A 16,110-nucleotide genomic window follows, 5' to 3' on the forward strand; every position below is an offset into this window, starting at 1 on the left:
TATCCAATTAATAAATGCTAGTCTTGCCATGCATTTCCGCACGCATGGCAAGACTGGTACCAAAATCAATTACCAGCTAAGTGTAGATGATGATGAAATCGATGATGGTGCACATGAGCAGCCACCAGTTGATATTGAACCCATCGTTGAAGGTTCTACGCCATTAGCAGTTACTGTAAACTGGGCGATATCCGGCAATTCTTCCGCAAATAACTCATAATCCATATGAATGGCTTTTTTTTCAGTCATCTTCTTTATCCTCCTTTCCCGGTCACAATTGCTAGCTAGTCTCATTTCTATCACACAACCATAGCTAACAATTAGACTGTACTAGATTTTGTCCTTTCACCTATAATGTGTCAATAAATTGGTGTAAGTGGACAGATTTTTCTAAAAAAATCCAAATATTCTATAATACCCCCTTTTTATTTTTAGAAATTCACTAGCGTAACACATAATCACATAGCCACTAAAGTATTGAAAATTCAGATAAAACTAATCGGACCTAGTGATAAAACTTGCAAGTATTTCTTTTTTTGTACGTTGAATACGCTTTGTAACAGCAGCAAAAGTATCATCATACATGCAAGCAATTTCCTTGCATGTATATCCGCAGTAAATATGCAATACGAAGTATTGGCGTCCAGTTTGAGATAACTTACTCAATGACTCTTGCATGTGAAGGCGAAATACCATAACTGATGTGTTTACAACATCACCGAAAACCCGGACTTCTTCCTCTGCATATTTCGTTGCTGCTGCCTCTAATTCGACTTCATGTTGTCGATATTCAATCTGCTTCCTTATATATCGCACAATCTTGTTAAGTAATATTTGCACTGAATATCCCACTGGATTATCTGGAATTTGCTTGTTACTTGACTGATATAAAGCAATCATCCAATCCTGAAACACTTCTTTTACAGCATCCTCACCGCGAAGCCTCCTCGTAATCATAGGCGAGTATCTCGCCCACAACACTTGATAAAGCTCTGTCCATTCTTCCTCTAACAGTTGCTCAGTAAATATACGAGCTAACATTTGATTCATTTTTACGGAAGCTCCATACTTTTCATCTTCTAAAGTCATTACACTATTCACCACCAATCGTTCATTTGGTAATGTCTAACATGACTATTTGTGGTCAATCATTGTAGTAGCATTTTGGAAGGGGCTCACTTTGTTGAAGGGAAACGAAATATTTTGGATCCTTGAAAATTCAAGTATAGTCCGGTGTTAATCGGTAAGCCTGCCGCTTGTAGATTGCGATTGCTGTAATACACCTAAAACTGCTGAACTTGCGATCCGGTTTTTCGTTGTATTTGAAGCCTTTAAGCCTTTATGGTGTTTGCTCACCAAAGAGATGCCAGTGAAGAAGTCTCTAGGCTACTTAGAGAGCATGATGCCACTTTAACTTTATGGCCGACCATTATGTGGAGGAAGCGCAGAAGTAACAAACTGAGGAAGCACATTGTTATAGATGAAACCTATGGGCAAAAGGAAACAATCACGTATCTCTGGTTCTGGACTTAGATACTCGCAAGGTGTTATACGTAGTGGAAGGAAAGATCAGTGGATTTTACGGGTCATTTACTGCAGAAATGCGACCATCCGGATGACACAACAAAGTTATGTATGAATATGTCGCCAAGCTTCTCACCGGTGCTAAACTCTACTTTCCAAATGTTGAAATCACCTATGACAAATTCCATGCCATGAAAATCGTTAATACCGCTGTTGATGAGACAAGACGCAAAGAACAACGGACAAAGAGCAGTCGATACTCTTGGTGAAGAAAAGACAAAGAGAATCGCGATCAGTTTGGAGCCATTACCCACTCATCTCACCGAATTCTCTTGTCCACCACTAGTATTACTATCTCGCTATATACTATATGGTGTTTTATCCATAACTTCAATGTTTTTCCATAAAATATATATTTATGCAATACTTCACTGCGCAATAAAGCACTAGCATCGCATAAACACAACCAAAATTTCCACTGCTCTCCATGTTTCCCGTGACTAGTGTAACTGGGCATAAAAAAGATCCTTAATAATGAAATAGCAGGTAGCTCCTGTCTATCATCCATTAAAAAGGACCAATCGCATCCACGTCTTGCATTATTCTTGTGTACATATACACAACTTACCATTTTGATCACCAATTGATTGTGAACCTAAGACATATGGGCAAATCGTTTGTTGTGTTCTCCTCTGCCGTTAGCTGACAGAATACATAGATTGGCCTCTGTTATATTTCTCCATTGCAAAACATTTTTTCTTATCCGTTGATGGAACGCCATGTGCGATGAAAGTCTTCATTATCATTCAACGTATATATGTTTTTTCAGCCATTGTCTGAAATACCGCAACTGTTCCTCCGTATGGAAATAGTGTTCTCCATTCTCCATTACTTGCAAATTACAGTTAAAACGTTTATTAAATTCAGATACAACGTCAAACTCACATAAGTTATCTTCTGAACCATAGAGAATTGAAGTTGGAATATTCCAAGCAACAATAGGATGTTCTTTCACATAACAGTAGTAATCCCAATAGAGAGTTTGTCCAATAGGCGTCGAAATTTCTTTCTCTATTTTTAGTCTACTCTCACTTACGTTAAACCATGTCATCATATTATTTATGATACGTTCCATATTTACCACCGGAGAGAGAAACAAACACTGCTTCAACGGCTCATTGCTATATTCTAATAGGCTAAAATATGCTCCCATGCTACAAGCAAAAATGCTTATATTATTTGATAACGATTTTGCATAAGTCATAATTGTATTAAGGTCTTGAACACAGTTTTGTACTTTGCAAAGATAAGTATCATCCTTACGCTCACCATGTTGAGGTAAATCAAAACTAAGCACTTGATAACCTACAGCTGTTGCTTCTTCTGCAAATACAATAATCGAGTCGTCTGCCTTATTTGACATGTTACCATGCACCACCACAAATAACTTATCTGATTTGTCACCCCACAAAACTGCCGGAATATTTTCTATCTCAAAATGATTACGTATCATTACAATCTATCCTCCATGAAATATAAATGATTTATCGTTCCTCATATTACCAAAATATCGCATTGTAAGAATCAAGCATTATTATATCTATGTATATTTTTTCTGGAATTAAAACTTGCTTCGAGACATGATTCACAAGATCGTTAATCGAATTAAAGTTCAAGTTGACGGTTCTATTGAAATTAGTTGCGACTTTCAAAACCCACTTAAAAAGGGGGCGTAGCCTATAATCGGCTAGCCCCTTCTTTCCATCAATATTAGACCTGAATCGAATAGGATCTTCCGTTTAATAATTACAAGAAAACCAATTTGAGAAGAGTCAAGAAACTTCCTGACATATTTATTGTCATAATGTACTAAGCCGTAATTCATAAAAATACTGCACAATTGGATGCTTTACCTTCATCTTCTCGGCCATGTTTAAAATCCGCTTTTTTCCAACCCTTCTGTCCACCAAAGCTAGAATATTCAACAAGATATCATTACTTTCTATGCTTTCCTCTATCGAACTAGATAAAAACGTATTAGCCACAACGATAAAATTTGATTTACTTAATGAGGTCTGCGCTGACAAAAGCTCCTTTGCATATTCCGATATTTTTCTATTTCTTGCAATTACTTTTAGACGATCCTCCGGAACGTTCCCCTTGGTATCTTTTCTAATCGCTTCAATTTCTTCATCGCTGATAGGAATTTGGATCTCTGAATCATTCTTAATTTCCTGCTCCGTTTGATACCATCTGATCGAGCTAGTTATATCACTCATATTAAGTACGTTCTTTTTATCTACGGCAATATAACAAATTCCTGATTTATCAGGTAAATAACGGTAACCAGTTGCACTGTATTCGACCCTTCCATCTAACGCAGGACAGAGAAAGCTCTCCAGTTGTTTCTTCAATTTGCTCCAGGACATGTATCCTCCTATGTTCTCAAGGCCTTCTAGCAGTATTTGCGGGCAGTTGGCCTATGACTTTGTTAAAATGCCTTTTTCTCATTGATACAGTATACTCCATAAAAAGCAAATAACATCCTTGAATCGTTTTGGAGACGGCATAGTTTTAGCTTTTAGTTCGGCAATTTAATTGGGGGGGGGTCAGATAATACTTTATAAATTGAGATTTTGCCCATATACATAACATTAATATAAGTATAGGGTGTCCAGTCTGATGATAACATTTTCCCTATGATCATCATCTAACTTTGTAGCTATTTTACTAACTTCGCTTATATCAAAGCCTGCCGTTTCATCATAATAGGTCCCAATATCAATGCAGAAGTAGCATGATTAGTTCCTCTTGCTCGTGAATCTCCTAAAGCTACGCCCACATAAAATTTTTATCTCCAATTCTTTCTTCCTCTCCGTTTCTGTTACATTCTACAGAAAATCAATTAGAAGCAACAAGGTTTCATATCACCTAAAATAAAAAAGAGGGGTTTTCCCCCCCTCCTCGCTACTCCGCCAATACATCTCCGATTTAGTTCCCTCTCCAAACTAACAGTGAGCAACACTCCACATGCCCCTTATGCGGGAGCGACTTCGCGCCTTTTTAATCCTAGCCAATCTTTGAAACCCTTGAAAATCAAGGGTTTTTCTTGTTCGCATACGTTCGTTTCTGAGTGAATTTTTGGGATTCCAAGTGAAGTTCGTCCCCAATCGTCCCCTATTTTTTTGAAGTTGGGGCATCTTTATTTTCCCCCATCATCTGCTTAGTTATTTCGTTGATCTTCTCTGTACCTCAGACCGTAACTTGCCCTCGCTGTTCCGGAAAATATCCGTACTACCTCGATACGACCAAATGACGTCCCCTTTATCGAACTTTTCTTTTACAATCCTTATCCCGTTGACTTTCAGTTCTTTAGCTGCCTCCTGCTCTTTTTCGTAGGCCTTGCTACTGATCTGGCGCAATATCCACCCTGGAAAGAAGAACGGAAGTCGTAAGTCCGCCGTTTCAATCTTCGCTTTTGTATTTAACAGTCTAGTGCATTTGGTTTGTAGTGACTTACATATAGAGTTTTTAAGTAAGTAACGATATTTGGGTATTCAGGAAATGTTTTGAAATTATATATTTTCATGATACTATAATCCGTAGTTTCACAAATATTCCAAATAGGAGAGAGTTTATGAAAAAAAATGTACTAAGAATTGTGTCTTCCACAGCATTAGTAACAGCTTTGTTCATCCCTTCTGCATTTGCAGAAAAACCAAGTATCGACACCTCAGATACATCTTCTATTTCAACATTTGACCAATTGGATAAACAATTCAATCTTGAAACTGTTACAGAAATTCCAGAAGATGCTATACCTCCTAAGTTCAATTCTATTCAAGATGCAGCTCAATATTTAGAGTCGTCAGAACAGAAAACATTAGCAACTAATAGTCAGATTATTGTCAGAACTGGTAGCTTTACCTCAACTAGCGATGCCCAGCTATCAGCTACTCTTGGATATACCAAAAATAGTAGTGGTTTAATCGAATTGGTTAGCGTCAAATCGTCAGCTACTGGAGATGGCGCTTATACATGGAAACAATCAAGTTATACCACCAAGAGATTAGATGGTGGCAGATCACTTGGGATTAATATCAAAGGAGTTTTAACTAAAACTGTTGTTGTTGGTGGTGTAGTAAAGAAAACTGATTCTAACGAAACAGTCTACGTAGAAATTTAATAACTCTTTTAAATTGAGGGGTTATTAAAAATGCATTACCATTTAGCGAAATGCTTGACCTACGCTGATTTTAGCGCGGGCGTTTGAATCTAATCGATGGGGTCTGGCTTGCCCCGTCCTGCTTTACTTTAAAGTGAATAGCATCTAAGAAAAAAACAGCATATACCGATTGACAAGGGGCGATTTTGCCACTCTTTAATCAAACGAAAGGAGTCGACATTTTCGCCGACTCCTTGTTGCAATTAACCGAGTTTTTGAAAGGGCGTAGGGCCATAAAGCAGTATTCACTAAGTGTAATATGATTAAACAGAGACATCATTTCGAGCTTATCAAGGTACAAAAGAAATCCAATTCTCTATCATAAGAATTTGTCACATAATTAATAGCCAGGGTCAGCTACGTTCTGCTTTATTTTATCCTTTTGACATACTGCAAATCCATCGAGGGAAGAGGGGTGGTAAAGATATATGAGTGAATCTGTCTTTAGTTTCATAGAGCTGCTTGAAATTGCTGGAGGCATATTCTTTTTCAGTTTGTTTAGATACGGGTTAAGTAAGCATAATGCTACTTGGAAATTCATAATTCTTGAATACTTTGCTATGGTTCTAAGCATTTGGATTATAAAGTCGCTGGTGAATCTTATTTTTGGTTAGGTGAACATGTCTAGTGATAAGTCAGATACTGCCTTTTTAAGACATACTGGCAGCAACTGATTGTGCTCCATTTGTTCCTTATATAATAAATAGCACAATCGTACAAAAAGAAGAGGGTTCTCCGCCCCTGCTATCGAACCCTGTTAATTTCATACTTCTTAATGCACTCCTTAGCTCTTTACAGACACATCTTTTTCCAATGTTAATTCATGAAATGATTTCACACGTAGTTGTAAAAATGGGGTAAACAATAAGGTACAAGCCGAAGCTAACAATCCAATGCCACCCGCAAATAAAGCGAACCGTAAACCCATTGTCCCCCCTATCATCCCTCCAATTAACGAACCAAGCGGTAAAGAACCCCACGAGATAAATCGAAATGTAGCATTCACGCGACCTTGCAGGGCATCGGGTACAATTACTTGACGTAAACTGACGGTACTAATGCTAAACATTGAGACACCCATTCCGAAAAGAAGCTGTCCCGTCATCATAATCAACGCAATACTTAATTCTGATCCTACTGCTAATGGAGCAAGCAAACCACCACTTGCTGCGATCGTAGCGGAGCCCACAATTGTTGGACCTACTCCAAAACGACGTACAGCCCTTTGGGCAAGCATAGAGCCAAATAGGAACCCTACTCCTAGCGTTCCATAAATGATGCCAAGAATGCTCGCACTGATTTTGAGTTCTTGCGATGCATACAGAACATAAACACTAAAAATAACATTCCAGGAAAGGTTAAAGACTGTTGAGCAGCGTACCACTCCCCACAGCAACGGTTCTGTGTAAACCGTATGCAGCCCTTCTTTCATTTCCAGCCACATGTTTTTTGGTTTTTTCGCATCTGTCACGACTGTCTCCACCTTGCGAATCCGGGCTATGTACACTGCGGATACAAAAAAGGATACCGACGTGAACAATATTGCAAAAGGAGCGGTGAGTAACTGTTCCAGTCCACCTGATAAACCCGGCCCAGCAATTTGTGCAGTAGATTTACTTGTCTCTAGCTTGCTATTCCCATCAACAAGCTGCTCCTTGTTCACAATGGAAGGCAAAAAGGATGTATAGGCAACATCAAAAAAGACAGTACAGATACCCACTATGAAGGCTACTAAATATAGACCGGTCATATTCAGGAATCCAGTTAAGGCTGTCAGCGGCACAATGAGCAGTAATGCACCCCTGAAAAAATTAGCGGCGACAAGAATTGGTCGCCGGGGAAATCTGTCTATCCATACACCAGCGAGCAAACCGAAAATGATAAATGGCGCATACTCGGCAAAACCAAGCAACCCCATTTGCATGGGACTGGCCCCTAAATAGAGAGCTGCCACTAATGGCATTCCTAACAATGCAACCTGCGTCCCAAACTGTGATGCCGTTTGCCCAATCCAGAGTCTGCGAAAATCTGTGTTCGTTAACAATCCTTTTACCTTGTTACTCATGCTCGTTCCCCCATCTTTCGTCACAACTAGTTGCCATTTAAATTAGCATTTTTAGTATAGGGGAACTTACGTTTCAAGATCTTGCGCTTTCATTATCCTGCCTGTTAGTCTACATGTGTTCAGTGTGAACACAACTATACGATGTGGACACTTTAACTACCTAAGGAATTACAACAATAATTCCATAGCTGCTCGTTCTTTATCCGCAATCTCGACTAAAAACTTGGAAACCTGTTTTAGCTCCTGGTAGCTTCCTGTTCTTCCTGCATGGTCGATCAAAGAAGAAACACTAGCCCACATTGGAGCGATTTCCGCGAACATCAAGTATGCCTGCTCTAATTTTGGATCTTCGAGCAGATCGGTACATTCTTTGAGAAAATCGCGATACAGATTTCGAAACAATGCACCGCCGGTTCCCGCTCTTTCCATTAACAACGCAGTTAAACATAGATCATGCTCAAAATTTTTACTGCGCTCAGGCCACTTTAGAATTTCACTGCTCATTTTCATAATGCCTTTATTCCCGACATTTCGAATGGGCGGATTCAAATAGTCATAAGCATTCTGGGTTAAGGATGCTCGAATAGCAGGTACAAGCGGCGAAAGGGCACCAACCGACTCAATCGTGAAGGAACGATTTCGGGAGCTCATAGACCCCTTGGCATTGCGTGCCATGGCCAAATGATCCAAACGCGTCTTAACCAGTCCGCCCTGCTGTTTCGTATCCGCCATGTAGGCGTATTCGTCATCCATCCCATAGATCACCGCATAGTGAGCGGCAAAGTGTACTTTGTTTGTGAAATAATCCAAATAATAAGAGTCCAGTTTAAGTCCAACCGGAATGCCGCGTTCGATGAAGCTCTGTACGTTCTGCCAAGCTTTGTTAACAGACGAAGTTTCTTCTATCCTGACGGTCAAGTTGAGGCGCGTGGCTAAGCAAGCAGTCAATTCATCAGGCTTCACTCTCCCCCCAATAAAAGGAAAGTCCATCCCCTTCGAATCCCAATAAATGAATCCCAATCCTTGCCCGATTCCGAATAACATGGGTTCCGAAAGCTGGACACCCGCAAATTGAAGCAAATTCCCCATAGTCGTCGTCTCGCAATGTTCACCTTGATAAGGAACGAAACCTTCAATGATTGTAGCCATGTTATTTCATCTCCTCCAATAATTCGTTGATTTGATGAGAGGTGAACGATTGTTCGTGCTCATTAAGACTCATAGCATGAAGGAAAAGCGCTCTTACGTGCAACGGCAATTGAACGCCTCCTTGCGATTCGTACTTTCGCCCGATCTGTTTCGAAATCTCTTTAAGAAAATCCAGACGTTGCCGCAATGCTTCAATGGCTGCACTCTTCTTGACAAAAGGCAAAGCAGCCAGTCCAAGATCGAACCGGGGGTCGCGTTCTCGCGAAGAAGACAGGCTGACAATGATTTCATTTCTTAGTGTGTCTATACCGGCTTCTGTCATGAAAAATCGTATCGGCATAGGTCCCTTACCGGATTTCTCAATGGAATCCTCGGATTCGATCAATCCTTTTTCGTTCAATTTCTTCAGTCCTGTATATATCGAAGTCGTGCCGATATTTGCCCATTCCCGGTAGCCGCGCTGATCGATTAATTTATTGATGTCGTAACCTGACACTTGATTACATTCCGCGATGATTTGCAACAGCATAAATTCAACATTCGAAAGTTGTTTCATGGAGAGACTCCTCATGATTTATATTTCACATATGTATTATAACAGTAATGTAATATATGTTCAAAGCCCGAAAGAAGCTAATGGCCATTTCTTTTTTCACTTTTTTGACCCAAACGGAAACAAACTTCAGGCTCATTGGTAGTATCTTATTAAAGTAACGGGTACGTTAGCTGAAAATCATGTGACCACCTGAGACCGAAAAAAAAAGAGGGGTCTAGGCCCCTCTTTACTATTTCCGCCAATACATCTCCGATTTAGTTGTCCTTCCGTACTAACAGTGAGCAACATTCCACATGCCCCGTAAGCGGGGTCACTCCTTGGTTTTTCACCTTCTGTTACAGTCCATTGAAACCCTTTTAAATCAAGCTTCCCAGTATTCGCTTTGTGTTCTATTATACGATGTTATACCCAGTGATGTTAATGTCTCACATCAAATTCACATCAAATTATCACTGCTTGGATATCAAATTTCTTATCAGTTATCCCTGTTTCCTTAGTTGCTCTCGCCACTGCTCATGAAATCCTAAAAACTTAATGTCCACATCGTTGTATTCATCAACAATGGATTCCAATTCTATAACCCAGACATTCCAACTTGAAGATTCAAGTATTAGATGCTGCAAGTTAAAGATCATGGCATACAATAGATTATTCTTAATTTCATACTTTTTGTCGTCTTCTCGGAACTTTACAATCATTGGCAATTTATCATTAAACAGTCTGCTATAATGAGCGCATTTATTTCTGATTATTGTCAAAGCATGAAGCCAATTTGATATTTCATTAAAATGCACACCATAATACCTAGATACTTCCTTTTTATCTTTATTCCGCAGATTCTTAAATAATTTAGATAGCCAGCTAAACGTCAACACTTCAATTGCTACCCAAACAGGAAACCTACCTGAGTATTTTGACAAATGATGAAGTACAAAAGGATCCTTAGATTTATCAATACATTTACGAAGTTCCGTGTTAAAATCCTGACACCAGTTTGGATTAAAAAACGTTGATTCTGATTTGTATCCCTCTGCACCATAACTATGGGCAAGTGTATATGCAATATGTGTTCTGAAAGAGATTTCAACATGTTCAACCATCTTCATTAAATGTTGTCTAAGCTTAGCATCAAACTCGTAATGTCTATAAATCTTATTGAAGGTTGTATTAGGGAAGTATGTATCATTTTCTTTGAAGTGCAGGGCGTAGGCGGTAAAACGGTAGTAGTTGATCCGCTTTAAAATAGAAATGGAGTACTCTTCATCGGGGATTACTACGCCTCGAGTGCGTAGTATATTGAGTTGTTCCTCAAATGTAGTTGGGGGTTTTAATTCTACTGTGACATTGGTCATACAATAATCACCCCAATAAAAATAATGTCCGGCCCACTTTACGCTTCCATTGGAGAGGCGCGGGCCGGATCTGTTAATCTAATTGTAAGACTTGTGTATGTTAAAGTCAACATCTATTAACATTATTTGGTCTTCAAATAGTCGGCGGTGGTGTTCTTAATGCCAGCTTGTGATGCCCAAAAATACCATTGCCCTATCCACATGGGCTGCACTATTTCATCCTCCTGAAGCGCGCACTTTCTCATACCAATTGTGCAATTAACACATACCCGATCTAATCGAAACCTTTAAAAGACAAGGGTTAATCTTGAGTTCGTCCATCCTATCATGCATAACATGCACAGTGATTTATTTTAATCACTCTCAGCCAGATTTCGGGACTCGTTAGACCTGCATAGGGCCTACCCTGTCGGAAGGACCCGCAGCAGCAAAATGCCGAGCTTTGGGAGTTTGAAACACTATCCTTGTTTGAGCTTTTAACACCAAAAACAGAGCATGAAAAAGCGCTAAGGACAAGCTACTCCTCAGCGCCTTCTTTTTGTTTATTTATTCTGTGGTCGAATACTATTCACGTTTTCACATCAATTTCACATCAACAGGCAAAATATCAACCTGTTACACCTAATCCAAAACCACTGTACCACACGTATAAATCTAGTATTCAACAAGGTTTTAGCAAGCTGTTTCATTCCGAACAAGCAACGCAACACTCTCAACATGTGTTGTATGCGGAAACATATCCACCGGCTGCACTTCCTTCACCGCGTAGCTGTCAGCAAGCACCTTCAAATCCCTCGCCAACGTAGAAGGATTACACGAAACATAAACCACTCTCTCCGGCCGCATCTCCAAAATCGTCGTCAACAACGCCTCATCACAGCCTTTGCGCGGTGGGTCAACGACAATCACATCCGCCCGTATGCCCTTCTCTTTCCAAGCAGGAATGACAACCTCCGCAGGCCCTGCCTCAAACGTCGCATTCTCCACGCCATTTATCTGCGCATTCCGATTCGCATCCTCAATCGCTTCCGGCACAATCTCTACCCCATACACATGCTTGGACTTCTGCGCCAAAAACAGCGAAATCGTCCCGATGCCGCAATACGCATCAATCACCGTCTCCGCACCAGTCGCACCCGCGTACTCCAACGTCTTGTTGTACAGCACCTCGGTCTGCGCAGGGTTAACCTGATAAAACGAACGCGCCGAAATGGCAAACTTAATCGAACCGATATAATCGTAAATCACATCGCTACCCCAGAGCGTCACGGTCTTTTTGCCAAAAATAACGTTGGTCTTGTCCGGGTTGATGTTCTGCACAATACTCGTCACGCCAGCTACCTGTCCACGAATCGCTTCCACCAGCTGATCGCGCTGTGGAATCTGCTCTTCTGTCGTCACGAGCACGACCATGACTTCCCCCGTCTTGACGCCTACCTTCACAACCACATGACGCAGCAAGCCTGTATGGCGAGCCTCGTCATATGCCGTGATATTCAGCTTGGTCGCCGCCTGCTTCACGGCTGCCACTGCTTCATCATTCATCTGATGCTGGATGAGGCATTCGTTCATGTCGATGATCGAGTGGGATTTCTCCGCGTAAAAACCTCCGACTAACGCCCCGTTTTCCTCGCCGATCGGTACTTGCGCCTTGTTGCGATAACGCCATGGATCGCTCATGCCGAGTGTCGGATGAACGGTAATGGCCCCTTCCCCTTCGACTTGGAAACCGCCAATGCGCCGCAGGTTGTCCCGCACGATTTGCTGCTTGTGCTGCAGTTGCTCCTCGTAAGCGAGATGCTGCAACGAACAGCCTCCGCAACGGTCGTACAGCGGACAGGGTGGCTGGAAGCGATGGGTACTCGCTTCTACTACTTCTGTCAGCTTGGCAAAGCCGAAGTTTTTCTTCACATGGTCGACACGCGCATGAACTCGCTCTCCTGCAAGTGCGCCATCTACGAACAGCGTATATCCTTCAATCCGACCGACTCCTGCTCCTTCATGGTTCAGTCCGGTTATCTCCACTTCCACGGTTTGTCCGACACGTACTGGGACGTCCAGCTCCACTTTGGCTGTCGGGTGCGGACCGCGCCGCTTCTTTGTTGTCTTCGCCACTATCTATTGCTCCTTTTATCTTGCTCTATAGGTTTTCGTTTTTTCTCCAGGAAACATGCAGGGATGCACAGCGAAAAGCGGCATCCCCACGGCTATTGCTATTCATTTTACTATCTTCTTACGGGACGAACAACTCGATATGCCCCGGCAAAGCTTCCACCACGCAAGGCAGCTGTCCACCCAGCTCACCGTCCAGATTGAGCTGGACCGTCTCTCCGCCCGGTGAAGTGGCTTTGATATAATCTGCCTGGAAATACAGGATGTTCGGGTCCTTTAAATGTTCGCCGCGAACTGCCTGTGTCGCCAAGCGAATAAACTCCGCGATATTCGTCTTTTTCACGACGATGACATCCAGCTTGCCGTCGGACAAGTCCGCTTCTGGCGCGAGCCAGTCGAAGCCGCCTACGGATCGGCTATTGGCGATGAGGAATACCATGATCTCTTCATCTAACAGTACCTCTTTGCGGCTCTCCAGACGAACACGGATCGGGTGCAGCGACGGCAGCTTCTCCAAGCCCTTCACGTAATACGCCATTTGTCCAATTAGCGTTTTCAGCTTGCTCGGGACCTCATAGGTCAAATTCGTCAGCGAGCCGCCACCCGCGATATTCATGAAATAGCGGTTGTTGATGCGCCCCAGGTCAATGCGTTTCTTCTTGCCCTTGGCGACAATCTCGGTTGCACGTGTGATCGATTTCGGTATACCGACCGCCCGGGCAAAATCATTACTCGTTCCGCAGGGGATTATTCCAAGAGATGGACGCGCTTTATGCTCTGCCATCCCATTTACGACTTCATATATGGTTCCATCTCCACCAGCGGCCAGGATGACGTCAAAACCGCGAGCTACTGCACGAGCAGCTTCTTCTGTCGCATCATCTTCCCCTTTGGTCGCATAGCATGAAGTTTCATATCCGGCCGACTCCATTAAATCGAGGATTTCCGGCAATCGCCGACGCACGATCTCCCGGCCGGAGCTTGGATTGTAGATTAATCTGGCTCGTTTCAAGGCAGATCCCTTCTTCCTTCCCTCGCTCACGGGGGTACTCTCTTCCATCATATCCTGTATAGCCATTTTTGGGAATCGCTATGCTCCATATAGCGTGATAAGATAGAAAAAGATGGAAAAACAAGGAGATAGGGGAGACGCTTGTGAAGAAGATCATCGTGGGAGTAGATGTGGGTGGCACTGCAATCAAGATGGCTTTGATTACGCCAGACGGAGAGCTGGTGACAAAAATGCAAGAACCGACGCCTGTTGCGGACGGCGAGGATGGCATTTTGCAAAAAATCGTAGACATGTCTCATGATCTTCTTGCGCAGCATGACTATTCTCTTTCACAAGTCTACGGAATCGGTGTAGGAGTACCCGGACCCGTCGATGGTGGGAAGGGAATCGTCTTCCAAGCAGTGAATCTTCACTGGCGCCAACCCGTTTTATTAAAAGAAAAATTGGAAGCCCTTACAGGTTTGCCAGTCGCGGTGGACAACGATGCCAATGTCGCAGCCCTCGGGGAAATGTGGCAAGGTGCAGGCCAAGGTGCACAAGACCTCGTTTTCATCACACTCGGCACAGGTGTAGGTGGAGGCGTCATTTTGAGTGGAAAGGTCATCCATGGCATCAATGGTGTTGGGGGCGAAATCGGGCACATCACCATGACCCCGGATAGCGGTGCCCCTTGCAATTGCGGCAAAACAGGCTGTCTCGAAACATATACGTCTGCGACTGCTATCATTCGTGAAGGACGAATTGCCGCTACAAACGGATCAAGCCCGGCGCTTGCCGCTGTCCTAGCCACCAAAGGAAGCATTGCCTCCAAGGATGTCCTCGAAGCAGCCGTAGCAGGAGACGCAGCGGCTCTCGCGATTATCGATCAAGTGGCGCTCTATCTCGGTCTCGCTCTCTCTCATTTGGCGAATGTCCTCAATCCTGCGAAGTTTATGATCGGTGGAGGCGTGGCCGCTGCAGGTGACTTCCTCTTTTCCCGAATCCGTGAATCATTCAAACGCTTCGTTCCATTCACCTACGTCGTCGAGTCCACAGAGATCGTTCCTGCTCGACTGGGCAATGATGCGGGTGTGTACGGTGCGGGCTGGTTAATCCGTTCACAGATGCACGAATCCTGATCGGCCACATATAAAAAAATGAACGCTCCTGCATGTGAAGCCTCACAGCAAGAGCGTCTTTTTGGTATAGCTTTAGGAGGATGCCTGCCTGGGTGCCACCTCTGGCTCGCTGCCTTTCCCCGAAACAATCAGTGCAGCACCAACGAGCACCGCACATCCCCCCAACAACTGGAGCAGGCTAAAAGCTTCGCCAAACAACAACGCCGAAAATCCAAACGTGACAACAGGCTCCAGCGTGCTTAGCACCGACGCTTTGGTTGACCCGATCAGTTGCAAGCCACGGAAGAAAAAACTGATGGCGACCACTGTAGAAAAAACAACGATCCCCAGCAGTGCCCACCACCCTTGTACCGCAAAAGACAGATTGACACCTCCGTCTTTTAGCGCAAGGAAAAAAGTAGAAATGGTAGCAAACAGGGCGATGTACGCAGATGTTACATAGGAGGAAACGCCTTTTACCACTCGATTCCCTACCACAATGTAAACGGAATAAAACAACGCCGCAGCAAGAGCCAACAATACGCCAACTGGCTGAATCCCCCCAAATGACAAACCCAGTACCAGTCCAAGACCAAGGAGTGTAATCAGCATGGCGATGACAGACTTTTTCGTCAGCCGCTCCTTCTCGACGAAGTAGCTCAATATGGCAACAAACACCGGAAATGTGTACAGCAGCAAGGCCGCCATTGAGGTCGGGATGTATTGTACCGCAGAGAAAAAGCTAAGGGATTGCAGGGTGTACAAAATCCCACCGAGACAAAACAACGCGAGCACCTGTCTTTTATCCAAGCGAAGCGACTCCTTGCGCCAGAGCAACAAACCAAAAAACAGAGCAGTTGCCAATAAAAATCGCAAAAACAAGAGCGTCGAAACAGACACACCCGCTTCGTAGGCGTACACAGCGAAAATAGACATGACGCCAAAGCCAGCAGCTGAGCCGAAAATATATAACACACCGACATACAGCCGATTCACAACATTTCACCAGCTTTCTCGA

General features: G+C 43.1%; 14 protein-coding genes and 1 pseudogene. 3 read left to right on the forward strand and 12 right to left on the reverse strand.

The genetic code is table 11. From position 1 onward, the window contains the following. Positions 1–69: 69 nt before the first annotated feature. Together E8L90_RS19510 and E8L90_RS19515 are read right to left on the reverse strand one after the other, a co-directional pair. On the reverse strand, positions 70–249 hold the full coding sequence (locus tag E8L90_RS19510; protein ID WP_137030894.1) for a hypothetical protein: 180 nt from the start codon (positions 247–249) through the stop codon (positions 70–72). A 246-nt stretch (positions 250–495) separates the two neighbouring features. Beyond that, positions 496–1,089: an RNA polymerase sigma factor gene (locus tag E8L90_RS19515; protein ID WP_137030895.1), complete on the reverse strand. Its 594-nt coding sequence runs from the start codon at positions 1,087–1,089 to the stop codon at positions 496–498. Between the two features lie 542 nt (positions 1,090–1,631). On the opposite strand from E8L90_RS19515, the gene E8L90_RS31425 reads away from it, so the two are divergent. Continuing rightward, a complete protein-coding gene (locus tag E8L90_RS31425; protein WP_137030896.1) occupies positions 1,632–1,793 on the forward strand; it encodes a transposase in 162 nt (53 codons plus the stop codon). A gap of 533 nt (positions 1,794–2,326) precedes the next feature. On the opposite strand, the gene E8L90_RS19525 is transcribed toward E8L90_RS31425, so the two are convergent. Both E8L90_RS19525 and E8L90_RS19530 read right to left on the reverse strand, forming a co-directional pair. Beyond that, positions 2,327–3,037, reverse strand: coding sequence for an alpha/beta hydrolase (locus E8L90_RS19525; RefSeq protein ID WP_137030897.1), 711 nt, complete (start codon positions 3,035–3,037; stop codon positions 2,327–2,329). 346 nt (positions 3,038–3,383) lie between these two features. Continuing rightward, complete coding sequence (locus tag E8L90_RS19530; protein WP_137030898.1) at positions 3,384–3,953, reverse strand: SF0329 family protein; 570 nt, start codon at positions 3,951–3,953, stop codon at positions 3,384–3,386. 1,208 nt (positions 3,954–5,161) lie between these two features. On the opposite strand from E8L90_RS19530, the gene E8L90_RS19535 reads away from it, so the two are divergent. Beyond that, positions 5,162–5,710: a hypothetical protein gene (locus E8L90_RS19535; RefSeq protein ID WP_137030899.1), complete on the forward strand. Its 549-nt coding sequence runs from the start codon at positions 5,162–5,164 to the stop codon at positions 5,708–5,710. 109 nt (positions 5,711–5,819) lie between these two features. Here E8L90_RS19535 and E8L90_RS31430 read toward each other — a convergent pair. The 7 genes and pseudogenes from E8L90_RS31430 to E8L90_RS19570 all read right to left on the reverse strand — a co-directional run. After that, positions 5,820–5,913, reverse strand: a pseudogene (locus tag E8L90_RS31430) (transposase); the annotation flags it as partial. Between the two features lie 620 nt (positions 5,914–6,533). Beyond that, positions 6,534–7,814: an MFS transporter gene (locus tag E8L90_RS19545; RefSeq protein WP_137030901.1), complete on the reverse strand. Its 1,281-nt coding sequence runs from the start codon at positions 7,812–7,814 to the stop codon at positions 6,534–6,536. A 168-nt stretch (positions 7,815–7,982) separates the two neighbouring features. Next, on the reverse strand, positions 7,983–8,963 hold the full coding sequence (locus tag E8L90_RS19550; protein WP_137030902.1) for a BtrH N-terminal domain-containing protein: 981 nt from the start codon (positions 8,961–8,963) through the stop codon (positions 7,983–7,985). A 1-nt stretch (position 8,964) separates the two neighbouring features. After that, positions 8,965–9,519 carry a PadR family transcriptional regulator gene (locus E8L90_RS19555; protein WP_137030903.1) on the reverse strand — a complete coding sequence of 185 codons (555 nt, stop codon included), beginning with the start codon at positions 9,517–9,519 and terminating at the stop codon, positions 8,965–8,967. A 479-nt stretch (positions 9,520–9,998) separates the two neighbouring features. Then, positions 9,999–10,871: an Abi family protein gene (locus E8L90_RS19560; protein WP_137030904.1), complete on the reverse strand. Its 873-nt coding sequence runs from the start codon at positions 10,869–10,871 to the stop codon at positions 9,999–10,001. A 672-nt stretch (positions 10,872–11,543) separates the two neighbouring features. Further along, positions 11,544–12,986, reverse strand: a complete 1,443-nt coding sequence (gene rlmD / locus E8L90_RS19565) for a 23S rRNA (uracil(1939)-C(5))-methyltransferase RlmD (RefSeq protein ID WP_137030905.1) — start codon at positions 12,984–12,986, stop codon at positions 11,544–11,546. A gap of 118 nt (positions 12,987–13,104) precedes the next feature. Next, positions 13,105–13,995: a diacylglycerol kinase gene (locus tag E8L90_RS19570; RefSeq protein ID WP_137030906.1), complete on the reverse strand. Its 891-nt coding sequence runs from the start codon at positions 13,993–13,995 to the stop codon at positions 13,105–13,107. Positions 13,996–14,138: 143 nt separating this feature from the next. Between E8L90_RS19570 and E8L90_RS19575 the strand changes: the two genes are divergently transcribed. Further along, positions 14,139–15,113, forward strand: coding sequence for an ROK family glucokinase (locus E8L90_RS19575; RefSeq protein WP_137030907.1), 975 nt, complete (start codon positions 14,139–14,141; stop codon positions 15,111–15,113). A 72-nt stretch (positions 15,114–15,185) separates the two neighbouring features. Here the strand turns inward: E8L90_RS19575 and E8L90_RS19580 are convergent, their stop codons facing one another. Continuing rightward, on the reverse strand, positions 15,186–16,088 hold the full coding sequence (locus tag E8L90_RS19580) for a DMT family transporter (RefSeq protein ID WP_137030908.1): 903 nt from the start codon (positions 16,086–16,088) through the stop codon (positions 15,186–15,188). Positions 16,089–16,110: the final 22 nt, after the last annotated feature.

It is taken from the genome of Brevibacillus antibioticus (assembly GCF_005217615.1).
Classification (GTDB): Bacteria; Bacillota; Bacilli; order Brevibacillales; family Brevibacillaceae; genus Brevibacillus; species Brevibacillus antibioticus.